General features: G+C 32.2%; 16 protein-coding genes. 14 read left to right on the forward strand and 2 right to left on the reverse strand.

Features of this window, described 5'->3' with window-relative positions:
• Positions 1-72: 72 nt before the first annotated feature.
• The 5 genes from pdxR to BUB63_RS02480 all read left to right on the forward strand — a co-directional run bounded on the left by pdxR (position 73) and on the right by BUB63_RS02480 (position 5,999).
• Positions 73-1,518 (forward strand): MocR-like pyridoxine biosynthesis transcription factor PdxR, encoded by a 1,446-nt coding sequence (gene pdxR, locus BUB63_RS02460; RefSeq protein ID WP_073247824.1) that lies wholly within the window; start codon positions 73-75, stop codon positions 1,516-1,518.
• On the forward strand, positions 1,515-2,414 hold the full coding sequence (locus tag BUB63_RS02465) for a D-alanine--D-alanine ligase (RefSeq protein WP_073247825.1): 900 nt from the start codon (positions 1,515-1,517) through the stop codon (positions 2,412-2,414). The genes pdxR and BUB63_RS02465 overlap by 4 nt, the downstream gene beginning before the upstream one ends.
• A 392-nt stretch (positions 2,415-2,806) precedes the next feature.
• A complete protein-coding gene (locus tag BUB63_RS02470; RefSeq protein WP_035165682.1) occupies positions 2,807-4,291 on the forward strand; it encodes a YjjI family glycine radical enzyme in 1,485 nt (494 codons plus the stop codon).
• Positions 4,288-5,127 (forward strand): YjjW family glycine radical enzyme activase, encoded by an 840-nt coding sequence (locus BUB63_RS02475; protein WP_073247826.1) that lies wholly within the window; start codon positions 4,288-4,290, stop codon positions 5,125-5,127. The genes BUB63_RS02470 and BUB63_RS02475 overlap by 4 nt, the downstream gene beginning before the upstream one ends.
• 5 nt (positions 5,128-5,132) lie before the next feature.
• Complete coding sequence (locus tag BUB63_RS02480) at positions 5,133-5,999, forward strand: DMT family transporter (RefSeq protein ID WP_073247839.1); 867 nt, start codon at positions 5,133-5,135, stop codon at positions 5,997-5,999.
• A gap of 46 nt (positions 6,000-6,045) precedes the next feature.
• Here the strand turns inward: BUB63_RS02480 and pgmB are convergent, their stop codons facing one another.
• The gene (pgmB, locus tag BUB63_RS02485; protein WP_027307812.1) at positions 6,046-6,687 is read right to left on the reverse strand and encodes a beta-phosphoglucomutase; all 642 of its coding nucleotides are present in this window, start codon (positions 6,685-6,687) and stop codon (positions 6,046-6,048) included.
• Between the two features lie 290 nt (positions 6,688-6,977).
• Between pgmB and BUB63_RS02490 the strand changes: the two genes are divergently transcribed.
• From BUB63_RS02490 to BUB63_RS02530, 9 genes are all read left to right on the forward strand, one after another.
• A complete protein-coding gene (locus BUB63_RS02490; protein WP_073247827.1) occupies positions 6,978-9,257 on the forward strand; it encodes a glycoside hydrolase family 65 protein in 2,280 nt (759 codons plus the stop codon).
• A gap of 76 nt (positions 9,258-9,333) precedes the next feature.
• Entirely contained in the window at positions 9,334-10,353 is a 1,020-nt protein-coding gene (locus BUB63_RS02495) for a LacI family DNA-binding transcriptional regulator (RefSeq protein WP_073247828.1), read from the forward strand.
• A gap of 50 nt (positions 10,354-10,403) precedes the next feature.
• Positions 10,404-11,630 carry an ABC transporter substrate-binding protein gene (locus tag BUB63_RS02500; RefSeq protein ID WP_073247829.1) on the forward strand — a complete coding sequence of 409 codons (1,227 nt, stop codon included), beginning with the start codon at positions 10,404-10,406 and terminating at the stop codon, positions 11,628-11,630.
• Between the two features lie 47 nt (positions 11,631-11,677).
• On the forward strand, positions 11,678-12,595 hold the full coding sequence (locus tag BUB63_RS02505) for a carbohydrate ABC transporter permease (protein ID WP_073247830.1): 918 nt from the start codon (positions 11,678-11,680) through the stop codon (positions 12,593-12,595).
• Between the two features lie 12 nt (positions 12,596-12,607).
• The gene (locus BUB63_RS02510; protein ID WP_027307817.1) at positions 12,608-13,423 is read left to right on the forward strand and encodes a carbohydrate ABC transporter permease; all 816 of its coding nucleotides are present in this window, start codon (positions 12,608-12,610) and stop codon (positions 13,421-13,423) included.
• 43 nt (positions 13,424-13,466) lie between these two features.
• Positions 13,467-14,417: a galactose-1-phosphate uridylyltransferase gene (gene galT, locus BUB63_RS02515; protein WP_073247831.1), complete on the forward strand. Its 951-nt coding sequence runs from the start codon at positions 13,467-13,469 to the stop codon at positions 14,415-14,417.
• Between the two features lie 118 nt (positions 14,418-14,535).
• Complete coding sequence (locus BUB63_RS02520; RefSeq protein WP_073247832.1) at positions 14,536-15,336, forward strand: pyruvate, water dikinase regulatory protein; 801 nt, start codon at positions 14,536-14,538, stop codon at positions 15,334-15,336.
• Positions 15,337-15,463: 127 nt separating this feature from the next.
• Positions 15,464-16,021 (forward strand): flavodoxin family protein, encoded by a 558-nt coding sequence (locus tag BUB63_RS02525; RefSeq protein ID WP_051350561.1) that lies wholly within the window; start codon positions 15,464-15,466, stop codon positions 16,019-16,021.
• Positions 16,022-16,139: 118 nt separating this feature from the next.
• Complete coding sequence (locus tag BUB63_RS02530) at positions 16,140-17,495, forward strand: glucose-6-phosphate isomerase (RefSeq protein ID WP_027307820.1); 1,356 nt, start codon at positions 16,140-16,142, stop codon at positions 17,493-17,495.
• A 36-nt stretch (positions 17,496-17,531) separates the two neighbouring features.
• On the opposite strand, the gene BUB63_RS02535 is transcribed toward BUB63_RS02530, so the two are convergent.
• Entirely contained in the window at positions 17,532-19,658 is a 2,127-nt protein-coding gene (locus BUB63_RS02535) for a methyl-accepting chemotaxis protein (protein ID WP_073247833.1), read from the reverse strand.
• Positions 19,659-20,077: the final 419 nt, after the last annotated feature.

The following is a 20,077-nucleotide window of genomic DNA, read 5'->3' on the forward strand; positions in this document are numbered from 1 at the left end:
ATTTATATAAATGAATCCTGTGGTCCTTTATTTTTTGTTTTAAATGTGCCACAATATAATTAGGTGATGTATATGTTTGATGATTTTCAATTAAATGATGATAAACCATATTATCTTCAGGTTAAGGACTATCTTAAAGAGATAATTCTAAAGGGAATGATACAGGCGGATACAAGGCTTCCATCAACAAGGGAACTATCAAAGATGCTAAAGGTTTCAAGAAATACAATAATTGAGGCCTATAATTACTTAGAGGACGAGGGTTTTATATATCAAAAAAAGGCAAAGGGATATTTTGTATCTAAAATACAAAACACACAAAAAACAGTCTTTAACATTGAATGGAGAGAAAAATTAACAAAATTAGCGACTTTGGCGGATAAGATAGATATAACAAAAAGTGAACCAAAGTGGGAAAAGGGTATGATTTCTTTTAAAAGTATTTCCCCAGATCCTAATCTATTCGATGTTGATGAACTTAAAAGGGCCTTTTTAAATAGAATTTCCCTTGAGGAGGGCAAAATACTAAACTATGGTTATGCAAGGGGATATAAACCTCTTATAGATGAAATAAAGAAGTATTTAAAGCTAAAGGGTATTAATCTTAAGGGAAAGGATGTTATAATTACAAATGGTTATACCGAGGCACTAAATTTAGTATTAGGTGCTGTTTGTAATGATAAGGATGAAATACTTTGTGAAAACCCAACCCACAATACAGCCATTAATGCAATGAGGCTAAAGGGACTGAATTTAATCCCGGTTGATATAGAGGAATGGGGGTTAAACCTTGAAATTCTTGAGGATAGAATAAAAAACAACAATCCAAAGCTTTTGTATTTGACTCCATCGTATCACAATCCAACTGGAGTTGTTTTTTCACCAGAGAATAGGCTTAAAATACTTGAAATTGCAAAAAAATATAAACTTCCAATATTAGAGGATGGATTTAATGAGGAATTAAGATACTATAGTTCTCATATATTGCCTCTTGCAGCACTTGATGATGGTAATAGCATTATATATATAAGCAGTTTTTCAAAGGTGCTATTTCCTGGTCTAAGGATAGGTTGGATTTTAGCAGATGAGGTTTTGATAGATTATATTGAAAGTTTAAAGAGGAGTCTTAATATACACACCTCCTTTTTAGATCAGGCCATTTTATTTGAGTATCTAAATGGTGGAAATTTAGAAAAGTATATAAATAAAGTCAAAAGGATATATAGAGATAAGTTCGAATGGGCACTTGAATGTGTGAAAAAATATATACCACATAAAAGAATATTAGGTGAGGGAGGGCTTCATCTGTTTTTAGAGTTAAACAGTGCATCAGCAAGGGATGTGTTGAAGGAGTGTCTAAAGCAAGGGGTTATATTTACACCAGGAGAAGTGTTTTATATAGATGATAAAGGGGAAAATACATTAAGACTGGGCATATCAAGGGTTACAAATGAAGAAATAGAGAGAGGTTTTAAAATAATAGGAGATGTAGTAAAGAAATTGGAGGGATTAAAATGAAAATTGGAGTAATAATGGGTGGAATATCTTCAGAAAGAGAAATATCACTAAAAACAGGAATGGAAATAGCAAACAATCTTGATAAAACAAAGTATGAGGTTGTACCAATACAAATAGATAAAAAAGAGGAACTAATTGAAAAGGTTAAGGGAATTGATTTTGCCTTTATTGCACTTCACGGACACTTTGGAGAGGATGGAACAGTACAGGGTGTACTTGAAACATTAAATATACCTTATTCAGGATGTGGAGTGCTATCAAGTGCAATATGTATGGATAAGGATATGACAAAGAGAATATTAAGATTTGGTGGATTAAATACAGCAGATTGGATTATTGCAAAGAGCATTGACTTTGATATGGAAAAGGTAAAAGAGATGGGATATCCTCTTGTTGTTAAACCAAACTCAGGAGGTTCAAGTGTTGCAACTACAATAGTTAATAATGAAGATGAGCTTAAGGAAGCAGTAAGAGAAGCTCTAAAATATGATACGGAAGTTATGATAGAGGAGTATATAAAGGGTGATGAAATAACCTGTCCAATACTTGATGGTAAGATGCTTCCTATACTTGCAATAAAACCAAAATCAGCCTTCTTTGATTATACTTCAAAATATGCCGATGGTGGAGCTGATGAATTTGTTGTTGAGTTTGAAAAGGAGCTTCAGAAAAAGATAGAATATATGGCAGTTAAAACCTATGAACTATTAAAGTGTAGGGTATATGCAAGAGTAGATATGATAATAAAAGAGGGTATTCCTTATATATTAGAGGTTAATACTTTGCCTGGTATGACTAAAAACAGCCTTTTCCCAAAGAGTGCAAAGGCAGCAGGAATAAGCTTTTCACAGCTTTTAGATACTATTATTGAAAAGTCGTTGGAGTATAATAAGTAAACAAAAGGTGTTTGACCCTTTTGTTTATTTGAGATTGTTGACAAACCTGTCTTGTAGCAAAAATCTGAAAAGCCCTATGAAAGGATTTCAAATAGGCATATTTCATGAGCTTTAGCAATTCTTAGCTTTTCGACTTTGGAAAAGTCCGTAATTCGGCACAGGACGTGCCGAGCCGAGCGGCCATCAGGACGATGGCATCGCGAGGGTAGGACTTTTTCAAACAAAGAAAAGCTTAGAATTGATTAGCGAAATGAATCAATGCCTAAGAAATCCTTCATGGGGCTAATCAATTTCAACAGGCAGAAGTAAACAAAAGGTATTTGGGACCTTTTGTTTACTTATTTTCTTTTATAAACCCCTCATCTGTGTTATACTAAAATTGAGGTGATATTATGAATGTTTTTGAAATTATATCAAACACTAACATAGACTACAAAGAGAAAAAACACCTTTTGGCACAGGCAGCAGAAAATACATTAAGCTATGTAAACTTAAGTGTAAAAACCGAAAAGCATTTAAAGAAGGGAATACTTTGTGATATATTTGAAGGACACGCTCCCTATAGACCAAGATATATACTTCCAGATTACGAGAAGTATATAGAAAAGGGAAGTGAATATTTAGGAATAGAACCACCAAAGGATATGTATGAGGCAGTTAATGCACTTATGATAATATATCAGTATGTTCCATCTATAACAGGATATCCTGTTTATGTTGGACAGCTTGATTATATACTTGAAAAGTTTATTGATACAGTTTCAGAAAAAGAAGCAAGAAATCTAATAAAGATGCTTCTTATAAATATAGAAAAGACGCTTCCAGATGCCTTTGTTCATATGAACATAGGCCCAAAGGAAACAAGAGCAGGAAGAACTATATTAGAAATGGAAAGAGAGCTTAAAAAGGCAGTTCCAAACATTTCCCTTAAATATTGTAAGGATGAAACATCCCCTGACTTTGCAAAATTTGCAGCAGAGGTTGCTCTTGAAATAGGTAAACCATATTTTGTAAATCATAAAGAAATTAAGAATATATTAGGTGAAAACTATGGAGTTGCAAGCTGCTACAATACACTTAAAATAGGTGGAGGCAGCTATACATTGGTAAGATTAAATTTAAAAAAGGCAGCACAGGAGGCAAAGGACTACAAGGATTTTATGGATAATGTACTACCAAATGTAGTGGATTCCCTATGTGAAGTAATAAATGCAAGGGCAAAGTTTATAGTTGAAGAGGCAAAATTCTTTGAAACCTCCTTTCTTGCAAGAGAGGGGCTCATAGACATAAATAATTTTACTTCTATGGCAGGTGTTTTTGGCCTATATGAATGTATAGAGCTTTTAACAGGCCTTAAGCTTGGTCACGATGAAGAGGCAACAAAATACGGAGAAGAAATCTTAGAGAAGATAAAGGGAGTAATAGATAGCATTGAAGGATATGGATGTTTTGGTACTAATGGGAAAATAGGACTTCACGCACAATCGGGAATAGATTCTGATATAGATGTTACAGCAGGAGTTAGAATAAAAATAGGCAATGAACCAAGTATATATGATCAAGTAAAAACTGAAGGAAGGCTGCATAGGCATTTTAATACAGGTGTTAGTGACATATATATATTTGATAAGACAGCAAAGCAAAATATAGATGGTGTTATTAAAATAATAGATGCAGCAATGAAGAGCGGTATAAAGGTTTTTGCACTAAATACAAGTGATTCAGAGCTTATAAGAATAACAGGATATTTGGTAAAGAGAAGTGATGTTGAAAAATATAATCGTGGTGAAGTGATTCGTGAGGATACTGTAAAGCTTGGTGCAGAGAGCATAAAGAACAACAAAACATTAGATAGAAGGGTTAGAGAAATCGAATGAAGGGATTTGTAAATAGAATTATAGAAAATAGCTTTATTGATGGACCAGGTAATAGAATGGCCATATTTATGCAGGGATGTAATATGGCCTGTCTCTATTGCCACAATCCTGAGACGCAAAGGATGTGTACTTTATGCAAAAAATGTTTAGAGGTCTGCAGTACAGGGGCTTTAAGTATAGAGGAGGGCAGGATAAAATACGATAGAAAAAGGTGTATAGGCTGCGATAAATGTTTAGAGGTGTGTTTAAACTTTTCATCTCCTAAATATTTTGAAATTGAATCAGATGAACTTGTGAAACTTATACTAAAAAATGAAATTTTTTTAGATGGCATAACCTTCTCAGGAGGAGAATGTACTCTTCAAACAGATTTTATTATTGATGTAGTAAAAAAGGTAAAGAATAATAGTAGCTTAACAGCCTTCATAGATACAAATGGACTTATAAATGATGAGAATTTAAATAAGTTAATATCCTGTGTTGATGGTTTTATGCTTGATGTTAAGGCAGTTGATGATTATATACACAGAGCTCTTACAGGAGTTTCCAATGAATTGGTATTAAAAAATTTAAACATACTTGCTAAGACAGATCTTTTATATGAAGTGAGGTATGTTTTGGTTGAGGGATATAACGATAGCATAGAAGAGATAAAAAAGTTAGCAGAACTTCTAAAGGAGTTAAATGATTATACCCGATTGGTTTTAATACCCTTTAGACCTCTTGGGGTTAAAACCCATTTTAGGAATATGCCCTCCTTTAATAGAGTAAAGTATGATATAATATTTGAAGAAGTTTACAAAATACTAAAAGAAAGACTAATAAAAAAGGACTGATGAGGATGAAGACAAGAGGTTTTATATATGCAGTAATTTCGGCTGTACTTTTTGGTTCAGCCGGTATTTTTGTTAAAGAGGGTTATAGCAGCAATTTTTCACCAGTTGATCTTTTAATGCTTCAATATATAATTGCTGGAGTTATTTTATTTCTAATATGCTTGATTAGATATAGAGACTCTCTTAAATTAACTAAAACAATGTTTAAAAAATTATTTATACAGGGTGCTATATTCAATACGCTTATGACGGTGTTTTTTTATACATCCTTCAAATATTTAACTGCAGCAGAGGCGACTCTTCTTCTTTATACTTATCCTTCTATGGTTGCTATTTATACTTCTTTATTCAAAAAAAGTAGGATTGGGTATAAGAAAGTAGTTTCTATTTTATTTTCTTTTGTAGGTAGTGTACTTGTTTTAAATCTTTTCAGCATAGAACTAACAAGAGGTATATACAAAGGAATAATTTATGGACTTTTATCGGCAGTATTTTATTCAGCTATGAACATTTATGCAGAGGAGATTGTAGAAGATGTAAATGAGCTGGTTATAACCTTCTATACGACAATGTTTTCACTAATAGTACTGTTTATTTTTAATTATAAATTTACTCTAAAGCTATCCTATGTTGATTTTGTTTCAATTAAAAATGCACTAAATTTAGCTCTATTTTGTGAAATAATACCTCTAACACTTTTATATTCAGCAATAAAGCATATAGGACCAGTTAGTACATCCATTATAAGCACCCTTGAGATTCCTTCATCTGCAATACTTGGTGCTGTATTCTTAGGCGAAATATTATCTCCTATACAGATATTTGGCATTCTAATCGTAGTATTAAGTATAATATACTTAAAAAAGAGTTGAAAATAAAGGATAAGTCGAAGGGGGAGCAATGACTTATCCTTTATTTTTAGAAATTTAGTATATCTATTGTAACACCTTTAAAAGTATCAATAACCTTATCAGCATCGCCTAAAATTTCAGGTGAACCAACACCAATAACCTTCATATTTGCACGTCTTGCAGCTTCAATTCCAGCAACTGCATCTTCAAATACACAGCATTCCTCTGGTTTTAATTTGAGTTCTTCAGCAGCCTTTAAAAAAACTTCTGGATCTGGCTTTGCATTTGCAACCTTTGTCCCATCAATAACAGCATCAAAATATGGTAAAAGATTTATATTTTTAAGTATTGTCATTGCATTTTTGCTAACTGAACCTAAAGAAATTTTTATTCCTTTTTCTCTAAGTTCTGTTAAAAAAGCCTTCACTCCATCTAATATTTCACTTTCATCCATTTTAGATATGTATTCCACATACCAACCATTTTTCTTTTCAGCAAGCTTAAGCTTTGTTTCTTCATCAAATTTTTTATTTCCTATTTCAAGTAGTATCTCAAGGGATTTCATTCTACTAACTCCCTTTAATCTTTCGTTATCTTTTTCTGTAAATTCAAATCCAAGTTCGTTTGCAAGTCTCTTCCAGGCAAGATAGTGATATTTTGCTGTATCAACAATTACTCCATCTAAATCAAATATACATCCCTTAATCATTATTCTTATCCTCCTTTATAAAGTCTAATACAATTATATCAAAAACGTTTTTGTAAACAAAGTATATTTTAAACAAAAATAATTTAGTATTTTGCTTAAATAAGCGTTTATTTTTGAAAATTAATACATAACATTAAATTTCTAATATTATTTATGTAGTATAAAGCAGAAAAAAAGAGAAAAACGGAGTTTAAAAAGTCTAAAAATTTTTTCAAAAAAGTATTGAAAACGTTTTTGGTATAATATATAATTAAAATTAGCAAAAACGATTTCGAAACAGGAGGAAAAATATGCATAGGGTATGGAATGTTGAAATAAACGAGTATAATTCAACTCAGAATAGAAAGTACGAAACAATTTTTACTTTAGCAAATGGCTATAGAGGTTTAAGAGGAGCAATAGAGTTTTCTAAAATAGGCGAGAGAGGAAATTTTATTGCTGGTGTTTTTGATAAAAATACTGCTCAGGTTACGGAAATAGTAAATTGCCAAGACCCTCTAATTTTTAATATTTATGTAGATGGAGAGATAATTGATATAGATAGTACTAACCTCTTGGATTTCAATAGAAGTCTTGATATGAAAAATGGAATTTTATATTCAAATTATAAGGTAGAACTTAAGAGTGGAAGAATATTAGAAATAAAAACAGAAAGATTTGTAAGTAGAAATAATGTTCATAGATGGGCTGCTAAATATATCATAAAGCCTGTAAACTTTAAGGCAAAAATGTTTATTGAAAATATAATTGATGGAACAGTAGTAAATAGTACATTAGACCTAGCAAATCTTACAAAGCATTTTGAAGTTTTAGATGCAGAGGATTTTAAGCCAGGTATAGCCCTAAAGACAAGAACCTTTGACAACAAAATAGAGATAGTTGAGGCTACAGCAGTTTTGTCGGAGGATGAAAACGGAAATATATTCAAATCAAGAAAATACACAAAACTTGGAGAAAAGGTAAGGGAACTTTATGAGTTTTTCGTTGAAGAAGGCAAAGAATATACAGTCTTTAAGTATGGTATTACTTATACTTCAAGGGATACGAAAAAAGAGCTTTTTGAAGTAGCACAAAGGGAGTTAAGAGATTTTATAAACATAGGATATGAAGCCGAAAAAGAAGCACATTCTAATGTATGGCAAAGATTATGGGATGGTATGGATGTAAAGATAAAGGGTGATGACACAGCTCAAATAGGAATACGATTTAATTTATTTCAGCTTGCATCATCTGCCTACCCTGATGATCCAAGGGTAAGTATAGCAGCAAAGGCTCTACACGGAGAAGGATATAAAGGACACGTATTTTGGGATACTGAAATTTTTATGCTTCCATTCTTTGTTTATACAAACCCTGAAGTTGCAAAGTCTTTATTAATGTATAGATACAACACATTAGATGGTGCAAGAAGAAATGCACAATTAAATGGGTTTAAGGGAGCTCAGTTCCCTTGGGAATCTGCAGATGATGGTACAGAGGTTACTCCAAAGTGGGGAGTTGACTACGATGGAAATCCGGTTAGAATATGGACAGGCGATGAGGAATATCATATAAACTCAGATATAGCCTTTGGTATATGGGAATACTTTAGAGCAACTAAGGATGAGGAGTTTTTAATAAATTATGGAACTGAAATACTTCTTGATACAGCAAAGTTCTGGAATAGTAGATTAGAATACAATAAGGCTCAAGATAGATATGAGATAAATAGAGTAATAGGCCCAGATGAGTTCCACGAACACGTGAACAATAATGTATATACAAATTATCTTGCAAAGTGGAATATGAAAAAGGCATTAGAGGTAAAAGAGTGGCTAAAGGAGAAGGATAGAATAAAATATAAAACACTCTGCAACCAATTAGGTATTTCAGATGTAGATTTTAAGGAATGGGAAGAAAAACTCAATAAAATATATATTCCAATGGCTAAGGATGGAAAACTCATTGAGCAATTTGAAGGGTATTTTGATTTAGCAGATATTGAAATAACAGAACACGATGAAAATGGAATGCCTGTATGGCCAGATTTAAAAGGGCATAAGCTTCACGATACACAGCTTATAAAACAACCAGATGTAGTTATGCTAATGCTTGTTCTTGGTGAAGAATTTGATTTAGAGTCAAAGAAAATAAACTATGAATACTACGAGAAAAGAACAATGCACAAGTCATCACTTAGTCCATCTATGTATTCAATAATGGGGCTTACGGTGGGTGACACGCAAAATTCATATAAGTATTTCCTAAAGACAATATTAACAGATCTTGAGGATAACCAAGGAAATGCTGGACACGGTCTTCACGCTGCCTCAACTGGTGGTTCTTGGCAAAGTGCAGTTTTTGGATTTGGAGGATTTAGTGTTGATGAAAATGAAATTCCAAACTTTAACCCTTGGATACCAGAGGTTTGGGATGAATTCACATATACAATAAATTGGAGAGGTTCAAAGGTTGAGGTTACTGTAGATAGGAAAAATGTAAGCATTTATTCACAAAAGGATATAGATGTAAAGGTGTATGGTAAAGATTACAGTATAGCAGCAAATGAAAAATTAGTGGTTGCAAGATAAAGTAGTAACAGTAGAACTTGAAGGGTGCTTGCAGAAGTAATATTATTAATATAAAAAGAATTTAAGGGGTGTAATTATGGAAAATAAGGTTGTTACTATAAAGGATGTTGCAAAAAAAGCTGGTGTTTCTGTAAGCACTGTTTCAAGGGCCTTTAATAATTACAGTGATATAAACCCAGAAACAAGGGAGCTTATCTTAAAGGTTGCTGATGAGTTAGGTTATAGGCCTAATATTATTGCAAGAAGTTTAAGCTCTAATAAGAACTTTAGACTTGGTATGTTGGTAGAGGACTATGACTTAGTTGGAATGTTAAATCCTCTTGTTTTTGAGATATTAATGAGTTTTAAAAACACAGCCACAAAATTAGGTTATGAAACAGTGCTTTTATCCACAACATCCGATATACAAAAAAATGAAAAGCTTTCAAAATTGTTTTCGGATAAACAGTTAGATGGAATGTTTATTATGGGACTTAAAATGACGGATGAATATTATAGAGAACTTTCAAAGATAGATAGTTCCTGTGTACTTTATGATATAAATATAAACAATCCTAATGTAGGATGTGTTGGTGTAGATAATACAAGAGGAGCATTTTTGGCAGTTGAGTATTTACTTAAAAATGGACATAAAAAGATAGGTTTTATAAATGGACATAAGGATGCCTATGTAAGCTATGAAAGACTTGATGGATATTACCTTGCCCATAATAGATATGCAGTAAATGTAGATAATACTCTAATTGAATATGCAGATTTTACAGATAAGGGTGCAGAGGAAGCGGTAGAAAAATTAATAAACAGGCATAGGGATTTAACAGCAATATTCTGTGCAAGCGATATTATGGCAATAGGTGCTCTAAATAGGCTAAATGATTTAGGCTATACAGTTCCAGATGATATTTCTCTAATAGGTTTTGATGGAATATATCTATCCCAATGTGTTTCACCTAAACTTACAACGATAAAGCAGGACACACTGAAAATAGGTGAAGCAGCTGCAAATTTACTATTCAATTTAATTCAAGGACAGCGTATAGGACGAGTTGTTATAGAACCTGAACTTGTGGAGAGGGAATCAGTTAAAACAGTTTAATACTGCATTTGCAGTAAAAATAATTAATAAAACATAGAGGGGGAAAATATATGAAATTCAAACGCTTTGTAGCGACAGCTACTGCACTTTTAATTACTACTTCATTATTCGTAGGCTGTGGTAAAAAGGAAGGACAAACTACAGAACAGCCAAAGGAAGAAAAAGTTACAATTACACTTGGCTGCTGGGGTTCATCACCTGCAGAAACTCAGCTTCTTGATGACCAAATTAAAAAGTTTGAGGAAACACATCCAAACATCAAGATTGAAAAGCAGGTTATAACTGGAGATTACAATCAAGCATTGCAAGCAAAAATTGCATCAAAAACTGAACCAGATGTTTACTATCTTGATGTATTCCAGGCACCAGCTTACATATCAAAGGGAGTTGTAGAACCACTTGATAGCTACCTTGATATGGAGGATGTTAAGGATTTTGAAGAATTCCTAATTGAAGGTTTCAAGAAGGATGGAAAGATTTACGGTCTTCCAAAGGACTTTAACTCACTTGCAATCTTCTACAATAAAGATATGTTTGAAAAGGCGGGCGTTAAGGAACCAACTACTTGGGCAGAACTTGAAGAAGCTGCAAAGAAGCTAACTAAAGATGGAGTATATGGAATGTCTTTAAGTGCTGATGCAGCAAGATTTATACCATTTATGCTTCAAGCAGGTGGAAAGATAAATGAAGGAGATGCAGTTGCATTTAATACTCAAGAGGCTGCAAAGGGATTAGACTTTTACTTCTCATTAATAAAGAAGGGCTATGCAAAGCAACCAAAGGATCTTGGTGAAGGATGGAATGGAGATGCTCTTGCACATAAGAAGGTTGCTATGGCTATAGAAGGTGGATGGATGATTCCATTTATGAAGGATGCAGGTCCAGATGTTAAGTATGGTATAACTAAACTTCCAAAGGGAGATAAGGAAGGAAACCTTGCCTTTACTGTTGCTTATGCAATGAGTGTTAATTCAAAGCACAAGAAGGAAGCTGCAGAAGTTATAAAGTTCTTAACAGGAAAAGAAGCACTAAAGATGGTTGCAGAAAGTGGTCTTGCAATTCCATCAAGAAAGTCAATGGAACAACTATATACAGAAAAATATCCAGAAAGAACATCACTTGTTGAAGGAACAAAGGGTGCACAAGTATTCCAATTTGGTGCTAATACAACTAAGATTATGGATGCTTTAAATAAGGCTGGTGAAAAGCTATTATTTAACAAAGTAAATGATGGCAAGGCTGCATTAGATGAAGCTGCCAAGGAAGTAGGACAATAATATTAAGGAAGCACCTTGAGTGCTTCCTTTTTTAAAGGAGGTAGTTTATGAGCTCAAAAAGAGGCACCTTAACAAGAATTAAAACGAGGGAAAAAATAGATGGTTGGCTCTTTGTTCTACCATTTGTTATAAGTACATTGGTTTTCTTTGCAGGCCCCTTAGTGGTTGCATTTATTTTAAGTTTTAAGGAGTATTCCTTTCTTGATCAAAATACTATATGGCAGGCAAAATGGGTTGGATTTGATAACTATTTAAATGCTCTTAAGGATCCAGTTTTTAAGAAGGCTCTTTTAAATACCACTTTATATTCTTTAGGTGTTGTTCCTATTCAGCTTATTATAGCACTTATTTTAGCCTTAATTGTTGATTCAGATATAAAGGGAAAAACCTTCTTTAGAGTGGCTTATTATATACCTACAGTAACATCTACTGTTGCTGTTTCTGTTATGTTTATGTTTATTTTTAAAACAGATGGACTATTAAATAAATTTTTAAAGTTATTTGGAATTCCACCATATAACTGGTTTGGTGATGTTAGATTGGCACTTCCATCTATAATGGGAATGGCCATCTGGTCTTCTGTTGGTCTTTATATGATTATATTCCTTGCAGGGCTTCAGGATATACCACATTCCTTATATGAGGCTGCCTGGATAGATGGTGCAAATAAATGGCAACAGTTTTGGTATGTAACTTTACCGCTTTTAAGACCTACTTTTTTCTTTAATTTAGTAGTTTCACTTATTGGTACCTTCCAAGTGTTTGACCAAGCCTATGTTGTATCAGGAGGTAATGGAGGGCCACTAAATGCAACAATGACTGTTGTTTTATATCTATATAGAACAGGATTTAGAGATTTTAAGATGGGATATGCCTGTGCAATAGCATTTATATTATTTGCAATAATATTTGCACTAACGCTTGTTCAAAAGAAGTTATTTGGAGAAGAGACTCAATATCAATAGGGTGGTGAAATGATGGGCAAGAGGATTTTAAGAGTCCTATTTTATTTATTGGTAATAGGTTATGCAGTAGTTTCTATAGGTCCATTTTTATGGAGTATTTTAACTTCATTAAAGCCTACAAGTGAAATTAATAATTTAGCAATTGACTTTAGTAAACTTAGCTTTAAAAATTATGTATTCTTATGGAAAAAGTTTCCGTTTGCACGATGGATGTTAAACAGCATATTTGTAGCTCTTGTTGTAACCTTTGGGAACCTACTTTTTAACTCAATGGCAGGTTATGCACTTGCAAGAATAGATTTTCCAGGTAAAAAAGCTCTTTTTCTTGCGATACTTGCCTTTATGATGGTTCCTGGACAAGTTGTTATGGTACCAACATTTATTCTTTTAACTAAGCTTGGATGGGTAAACACTTATAAGGGACTAACTATACCATTTTTAACAAGCCTGTTTGGAATATTTTTAATGAGGCAGTTCTTTTTATCAATACCAAAATCCCTTGAGGAGTCTGCTATGATTGATGGCTTGAGTAGATTTGGTATATTCTTTAGAATAGTTCTTCCCCTTGCAAGACCAGCACTTACAACGCAGTTTATTTTGATGTTTACAGGTAATTGGAATAGTTTTCTATGGCCAAGTTTACTTGCCACAAGCGATAGTAAATATACATTACCTGTTGGGCTTAATTCCTTCTATGGACAATATTTTCAATTCTGGGATCAGGTACTTGCTGGAGTTATGATTCTTTCAGTACCATCAATAATTATTTTCTTAATATTCCAAAAGAACTTTATAAAGGGAATTGCAACAACAGGAATGAAGGAATAACAAAAGCATATTATAATAATATATTAATATTTAGGAGGTCAGAATGTCTAATTTCAGAATAAGCTTTGAGACAGGAGAACAAGTAATATTTTCGGCAAAGAGGGCAGATAGACCAAAGGATTTTTTAGATAAGAATACCACAGATTATGTAGAATACAAAAAGGAATGCCCCTTCTGTGTAGGAAATGAAGAGAGTACTCCTCCTACAATATATAAGATTGGTGACCCTTGGATTATGAGGGTTGTTGAAAACAAATATCCAGCAGTAACAATGCAAAATGAACAAGATGTAAAGGGAATTCACTATGTAGTAGTTGAGAGTAATAAACACAATTGTAGTATTGATAACTTTAACTTAGAAGATTTAGAGAGGCTTATAAAACTATATATAAGGGTTTCAGCTGATATTTATAAAAATCCCGATATTCAATATGTACAAATATTTAAAAACTATAAAAGAGAAGCAGGGGCTTCCCTTGAGCATCCACACTCGCAGATAATAGGCGTTAGCTTTATTCCAAATAATATTTTAAAGGAACTTGATGTATCAAGGGATTATTACTATGGAAAGGAAAGCTGTATATATTGTGACGAAATAGAAAAGGAAGTAAATTTAAATAAGAGGATAGTTATTGAGAATGAGTATTTTGTTGTATTGTGTCCCTATGCATCACTTTATCAATACCAAACACAAATACTGCCTAAAAGGCACCTAAGTTCTTTATTTAGTTTGACGGAAGATGAAATTAGAGGTTTGGCATATACTATAAAGGATTTATTTGAACGATACAATAGAAATTTAGGTGATATAGCATATAATATGTATTTTCACTGTATTAATAGGGAAGTTAAGGAGTATCACCTTCATATAGATATTTGTCCAAGAACTAATATCCACGCTGGATTTGAAATATCAACAGGAGCTATAATAAATAGTGTGTATCCAGAAGATGCAGCAGAAGTTTTAAGGGATAAAGAAGTAAACAAAGGCTGAGATATGCCATTTGTTTACTTCTTTTATATATTTTTTTATATTTATTCTCGGAATTATTTTATTTTTCTTAAAATTGTAGTAAAATAAATATAAAATATTACAAAAAGAGGGTGTGGCTATGATTATTTATGCAGTTTCAGATTCAATAGGGGAAACAGCTGACCAAGTGGCAAGAGCTACAGCCAGTCAGTTTGATTATGATATAAAAATAAAGCGAGTACCCTATCTTACAACCTATGATGATGTAAAATCCTTTATAGAAACAATAGAGGATACAAAGGAGGTACTGATAATATCAACCATTGTTATGGCTGATATTAGAGACTTTTTAACAAGCTTAGCTGTTGAAAGGGGAATACACATTGTAAACATTTTAGGACCTTGTATTGCAACTACAGCAAGAATAATAAACCAAATGCCTATATTTAAGCCTGGTGCTGTTAGAAAGCTTGATAATGACTATTTTAGAAAGATTGAAGCTATGGAATTTGCAATAGCTTATGACGATAGTAAAGACGATAGAGGAATTAAGAATGCAGATGTTGTACTGCTTGGGCTTTCAAGAACTTCAAAAACTCCTCTTTGCGTATATCTTGCAAACAAAGGTATTAAGGCAGCAAACGTTCCCTTAGTACCAGAAGTACAGTTACCAAATGAACTATTTGAGATAGATAGGAATAAAATAATTGGGCTTACAATAGACCCTATGGAGTTAATTGAAATAAGAAAGAACAGAATACATAGATTAGGTGGAAGTTTAAGTCAAATAGAATATGCAACAGTAGAGAGAATATTGCTGGAATATGAATATGCAGAGAAGGTTATGAAAAGACTAAGATGTAATGTAATAGATGTAACTAAAAAAGCAATAGAGGATACTGCTGCAATAATAATGGAGCATATTGGTTGGCAAGAATAAAAATGATGTAGAATAATAAAATAAATATGTAGAATGATGTAGCATATTGCGAAAAATAATATAGCAATATGCTATTAATTATGTTATAATATATATGCTAAAATTTAAACAATAAGGAGATGATTAAATGAAGGTTCTTGCTATTTCTTGTAGTCCAAGGGTTGGTGGTAACTGCGATAAAATAATAGACACAATATTAAATGGTATACTAAATGGTAAAAGTGATGTAGTGGTTGACAAGTATAAATTATCAACAATGAACATAAACGGTTGTAAGGCCTGTTATTCCTGTAAGAAGGGAAACGGATGTATACAAAAGGACGATATGCAACTTTTGTATGGAAAACTAAATGAAGCAGACCTTATAATTTTTGCTTCACCTATATATATGGGCCATATAACAGGAACAGGCAAAAATTTTATGGATAGAATGTTTGCCTTTATGAAGGAACATTTTGAAGTAACACTTCCAAAGGGGAAAAAAGCAATTATTGTTTTAACTCAAGGACATAATGTGGAAAGTGCCTATAGAAGAGTTGCAGATGACCTGATAAATTTCTTCAATTCCTACGGAATAGAGACTGTATCTCAAATAATTGCAGCAGGAACTACACTTAAGGCAGAAAATATAAACAAAAATGTATTAGACCACGCCTATAGGGTAGGGGAGAAGTTAGTTATATAAGGGAGTAGTTATACTACTCTCTTTCATTTTACCCAATGAATTTCATACAGGTTGTGGTTGCAAATTTAACAAAAATGTATTAAAATAAAAGTCAAAATTTAATAATGGAGGTAGAAATATGTCTAAAATAACAGTTGATTATTCAAGGGTTTTAGGCTTTATAGGTGAACATGAAATAAAATATCTTGAATCACAAATATTAGATGCACACGATAAGTTACATAACAAGACAGGAGCAGGAAACGACTTTTTAGGATGGGTTACACTACCTGAAGATTATGATAAAGAAGAATTTGAAAGAATTATAAAGGCTGCTGAAAAGATAAAGTCAGATTCAGATGCACTTGTTGTTATAGGAATTGGTGGTTCATATCTTGGAGCAAGAGCTGCAATAGAAATGTTAAATCATACATTCTACAACGTACTTCCAAAGGATAAGAGAAAGACTCCTGAAATATACTTCGTAGGAAATAACATTAGCCCTGTTTATTTAAAGGATCTTTTAGAAGTATTAGAAGGAAAGGACATATCAGTTAATGTTATTTCAAAATCAGGTACAACAACTGAACCTGCAATAGCATTTAGAATATTCAAGGAGTATATGGAACAAAAGTATGGAAGAGAAGGAGCAAAGGAAAGAATATATGCAACAACAGATAAGGCAAGGGGAGCATTAAAGAAGCTTGCTGATGCTGAAGGATATGAGACTTTTGTTATTCCAGACGATGTAGGAGGAAGATATTCAGTATTAACAGCAGTAGGACTTCTTCCAATTGCAGTATCAGGTGTTGATATAAGAGAAATGATGAAGGGCGCAAGGGATGCAATGGATGAATGTGCAGTTCGTGATGTATTCAATAATCCAGCATACCTTTATGCAGCAGTGAGAAATGCTCTATATAGAAAGGGTAAGACAACTGAAATAATGGTAAACTATGAACCTTGTATGCATTACTTTGCAGAATGGTGGAAACAACTATTTGGAGAAAGTGAAGGAAAGGACAATAAGGGTATATTCCCAGCTTCAGTTGATTTCTCAACAGACCTACATTCACTTGGACAATATATACAAGAAGGTTTAAGAAACATATTTGAAACTGTACTTAACATAGAAAAGGTTAAAACAGATGTTGAAATAAAGGAAGATAAAGATAATATAGATGGATTAAACTTCCTTGTTGGAAAGACTATGGATTTTGTTAATAAGAAGGCCTTTGAAGGAACACTTCTTGCCCACTATGATGGAGGAGTTCCAAATATAGTAATAAATATACCAGAAGTTACACCATACTATTTTGGAAAGCTTGTTTATATGTTTGAAAAGGCTTGTGGAGTTTCAGGTTATGTACTTGGAGTAAACCCATTTGACCAACCAGGAGTTGAAGCATATAAGAAGAATATGTTTGCACTTCTTGGAAAACCAGGATTTGAAGCTCAAAAAGAAGAGCTTGAGAGAAGATTAAACAATAGATAATAAGAATCCAGTTTGGTTTAACCAAACTGGATTCTTTTATGCTTTAAATTTACTCATTTGTTCGTTTAATCTTTCGGATATATAATTAAGTTCGTTAGATAGTTCTGCAACACTATTTATAATATGTTGCATCTCCTGTGATGATGCAGTAATTTGTTCAGATGAAGCAGATACTTCTTCAGCAATAGATGTTACAGACTCAACCCTTGATAGTATTAAATCCTTTGATTGAACTGTCTTATTTACCGCATTAAATGTTTGGTTTATATAAGGTGGAATATTTTCAATAGATTCAAGTATTTCATTAAATGAATTTACTGCATCCTGTGCCAATGCTATTTGTTCTTTTATTAAACTATCAACTTTATTTGAAGTATTAATTACATTTCCTGTTTCATCTATTATATTATCAACTAATTTTTTAATCTCATTTGATGATTCCTTTGATTTTTCAGCAAGCTTTCTAACTTCTTCTGCAACAACTGCAAAACCGCGTCCAACTTCTCCAGCACGAGCAGCCTCAATTGCAGCATTCAAGGAGAGCAGATTTGTCTGTTCAGATATATTATTGATTACATCTGTTATGTTAGAAATACTCTTTATTTTATCAGCAAGCTCGCTAAATCTTGAAATTACAAGTTTATAGGCAGTTAAAACTTCTTCAAAGTATCCTATTAGGTTTGATATTTTTTCCTTACCACCATTTGCCTTTTCTTCAGTTTCATTTGTTTTATTGCTTACATTAGTAAGATTTTTAATAATGTTGTTTAATTCATTTGTAAAGTCCTGAAGTTGTGTTACAATATCAGATAAATCAGCAGCCTGTTGCTGTGCCCCCTTTGATACATCCTCTATGGCAGTTGCAACTTCATCTGAAGCAATAAGCATAGTATTTGATGAAGAATTTAATGTATTTGACACGGTAAATATTTTTTCTGATGTCTTCTTTATTTCTAAAATATAGCTCTGCATTGTGTCTAATACTGAATTAATATTTTGTGCAATATAACCAAATTCATCATTCCTGTGAATTGGTATATTTACAGTTAAATCTCCCTCTGAAACGTGCTTCATTGTTCCTGCTATTGCGTTAAGAGGTTTTGTTACTAATCTTGTTGCAAAATAAACAAGTATAGGAAGAACTATTAAAATAAGAAGTATAACTAATATTGTTGTATGTTTTATTGAATTACTAATAGTTAGAAGTTCACTATATGGCATAACAGAGGAGAACTTCCAACCTAAAAAATCATTTGTACTAAAGTAGCCAATATATTTTATTCCGTTATATTCAAATTCTATTTCTCCATTTTTATTGCTTAATATTTTGTTTCCATATTCAGTTGATGAAATGTTTTTATTCATTATTTCTTTTTTATCAGGGTGAACTATAGTAATTCCGTCCTTTTGCAATACAAACAAATATCCTTTTTTTCCAAGTTTAACCTCATCGATATATCGTGTTGAAATCTTTTGTAAATCAATAGAGAATATAAGTGCACCCGCAAAATCCCCATATAAACTTTTGATTGGTGCAGAAATAATAACAGATGGTTTTGTAAAATTATTATCTGCTATTGCAGAAGAAATAATTGGTTTAGATTGATGTTTTACATTTTTAAAAAAGTCATAATTTGACAAATCAGCATCTTTTAGGGATTTTAACCCTGTTGTTGTATTAGGTTGTGCAATTACTTTTCCATCTTTATTTGTTATTAAAACAGTATTTAATTCTCCAAGGTTGTTTAAATATGATGAAACTGTATTATTTAAATAGTTTTGCATATCATCATTTGGTTCAACTTGTAGGCTATATGTATAATTTTTAATTATATCATTGGTTGTTAGTATATAGGCGATATTCATATACTGATTAATAGTCTTTGATATATTATTTGATGTATAAGCCTGTGTATTTTCAAGGTTTTTAAATGCATCATTTTTTGTTATATCAATTGACCTTTTATTTAGCATAGCACCTACTACAAGCATAGGTAGGATTGATATTAAACATAATATGAGTATAAGTTTTAATCTAAAGCTGTGTTTCATCTTATTCTTTGAATCTGTTTCTTTTAAACGTTTAAGCGATAATAAATTAAAAACATTCTTAAAATTAATAGACTTAAATTTAGGTTTTTTTATCCTCTTTTGTAGTTTCATAGAATTTCCCCCCTGCGATGTTCAAAAAAGTAATGTTTCTAAATTAATTATATTAAAATTTTGATTAATGTGCAAACGTTTTAATGAAGAAACAGAGATTTCGCATCTAATTTCCAGTAAAGCTTTTTTCTTTATAGGAAATTAGATTTTTTCTATTTTATTGAAATTTTGGAAGGGAAAAAGGCCGTAGGCCATGTATATAGATACACCTTCCCCCTCCCCATCATAATGAAAAGCTGTATTTCCAATTTTATTATCGACTATGCGGTGTTAAAAATTGGATTAATCCAATTCATAATTATCAACATTTCATCTTTCAAATCTTCTATTATATTTATCTGCAAAAGCCTTTTTTCTCTGAATCCTCGAATGTTTCTAAAAAAGTATAATTGGGTTAAGTTAAAGGCTATTATCATGAA

It is taken from the genome of Caloramator proteoclasticus DSM 10124, from assembly GCF_900129265.1.
Taxonomy (GTDB): domain Bacteria; phylum Bacillota; class Clostridia; order Clostridiales; family Caloramatoraceae; genus Thermobrachium; species Thermobrachium proteoclasticum.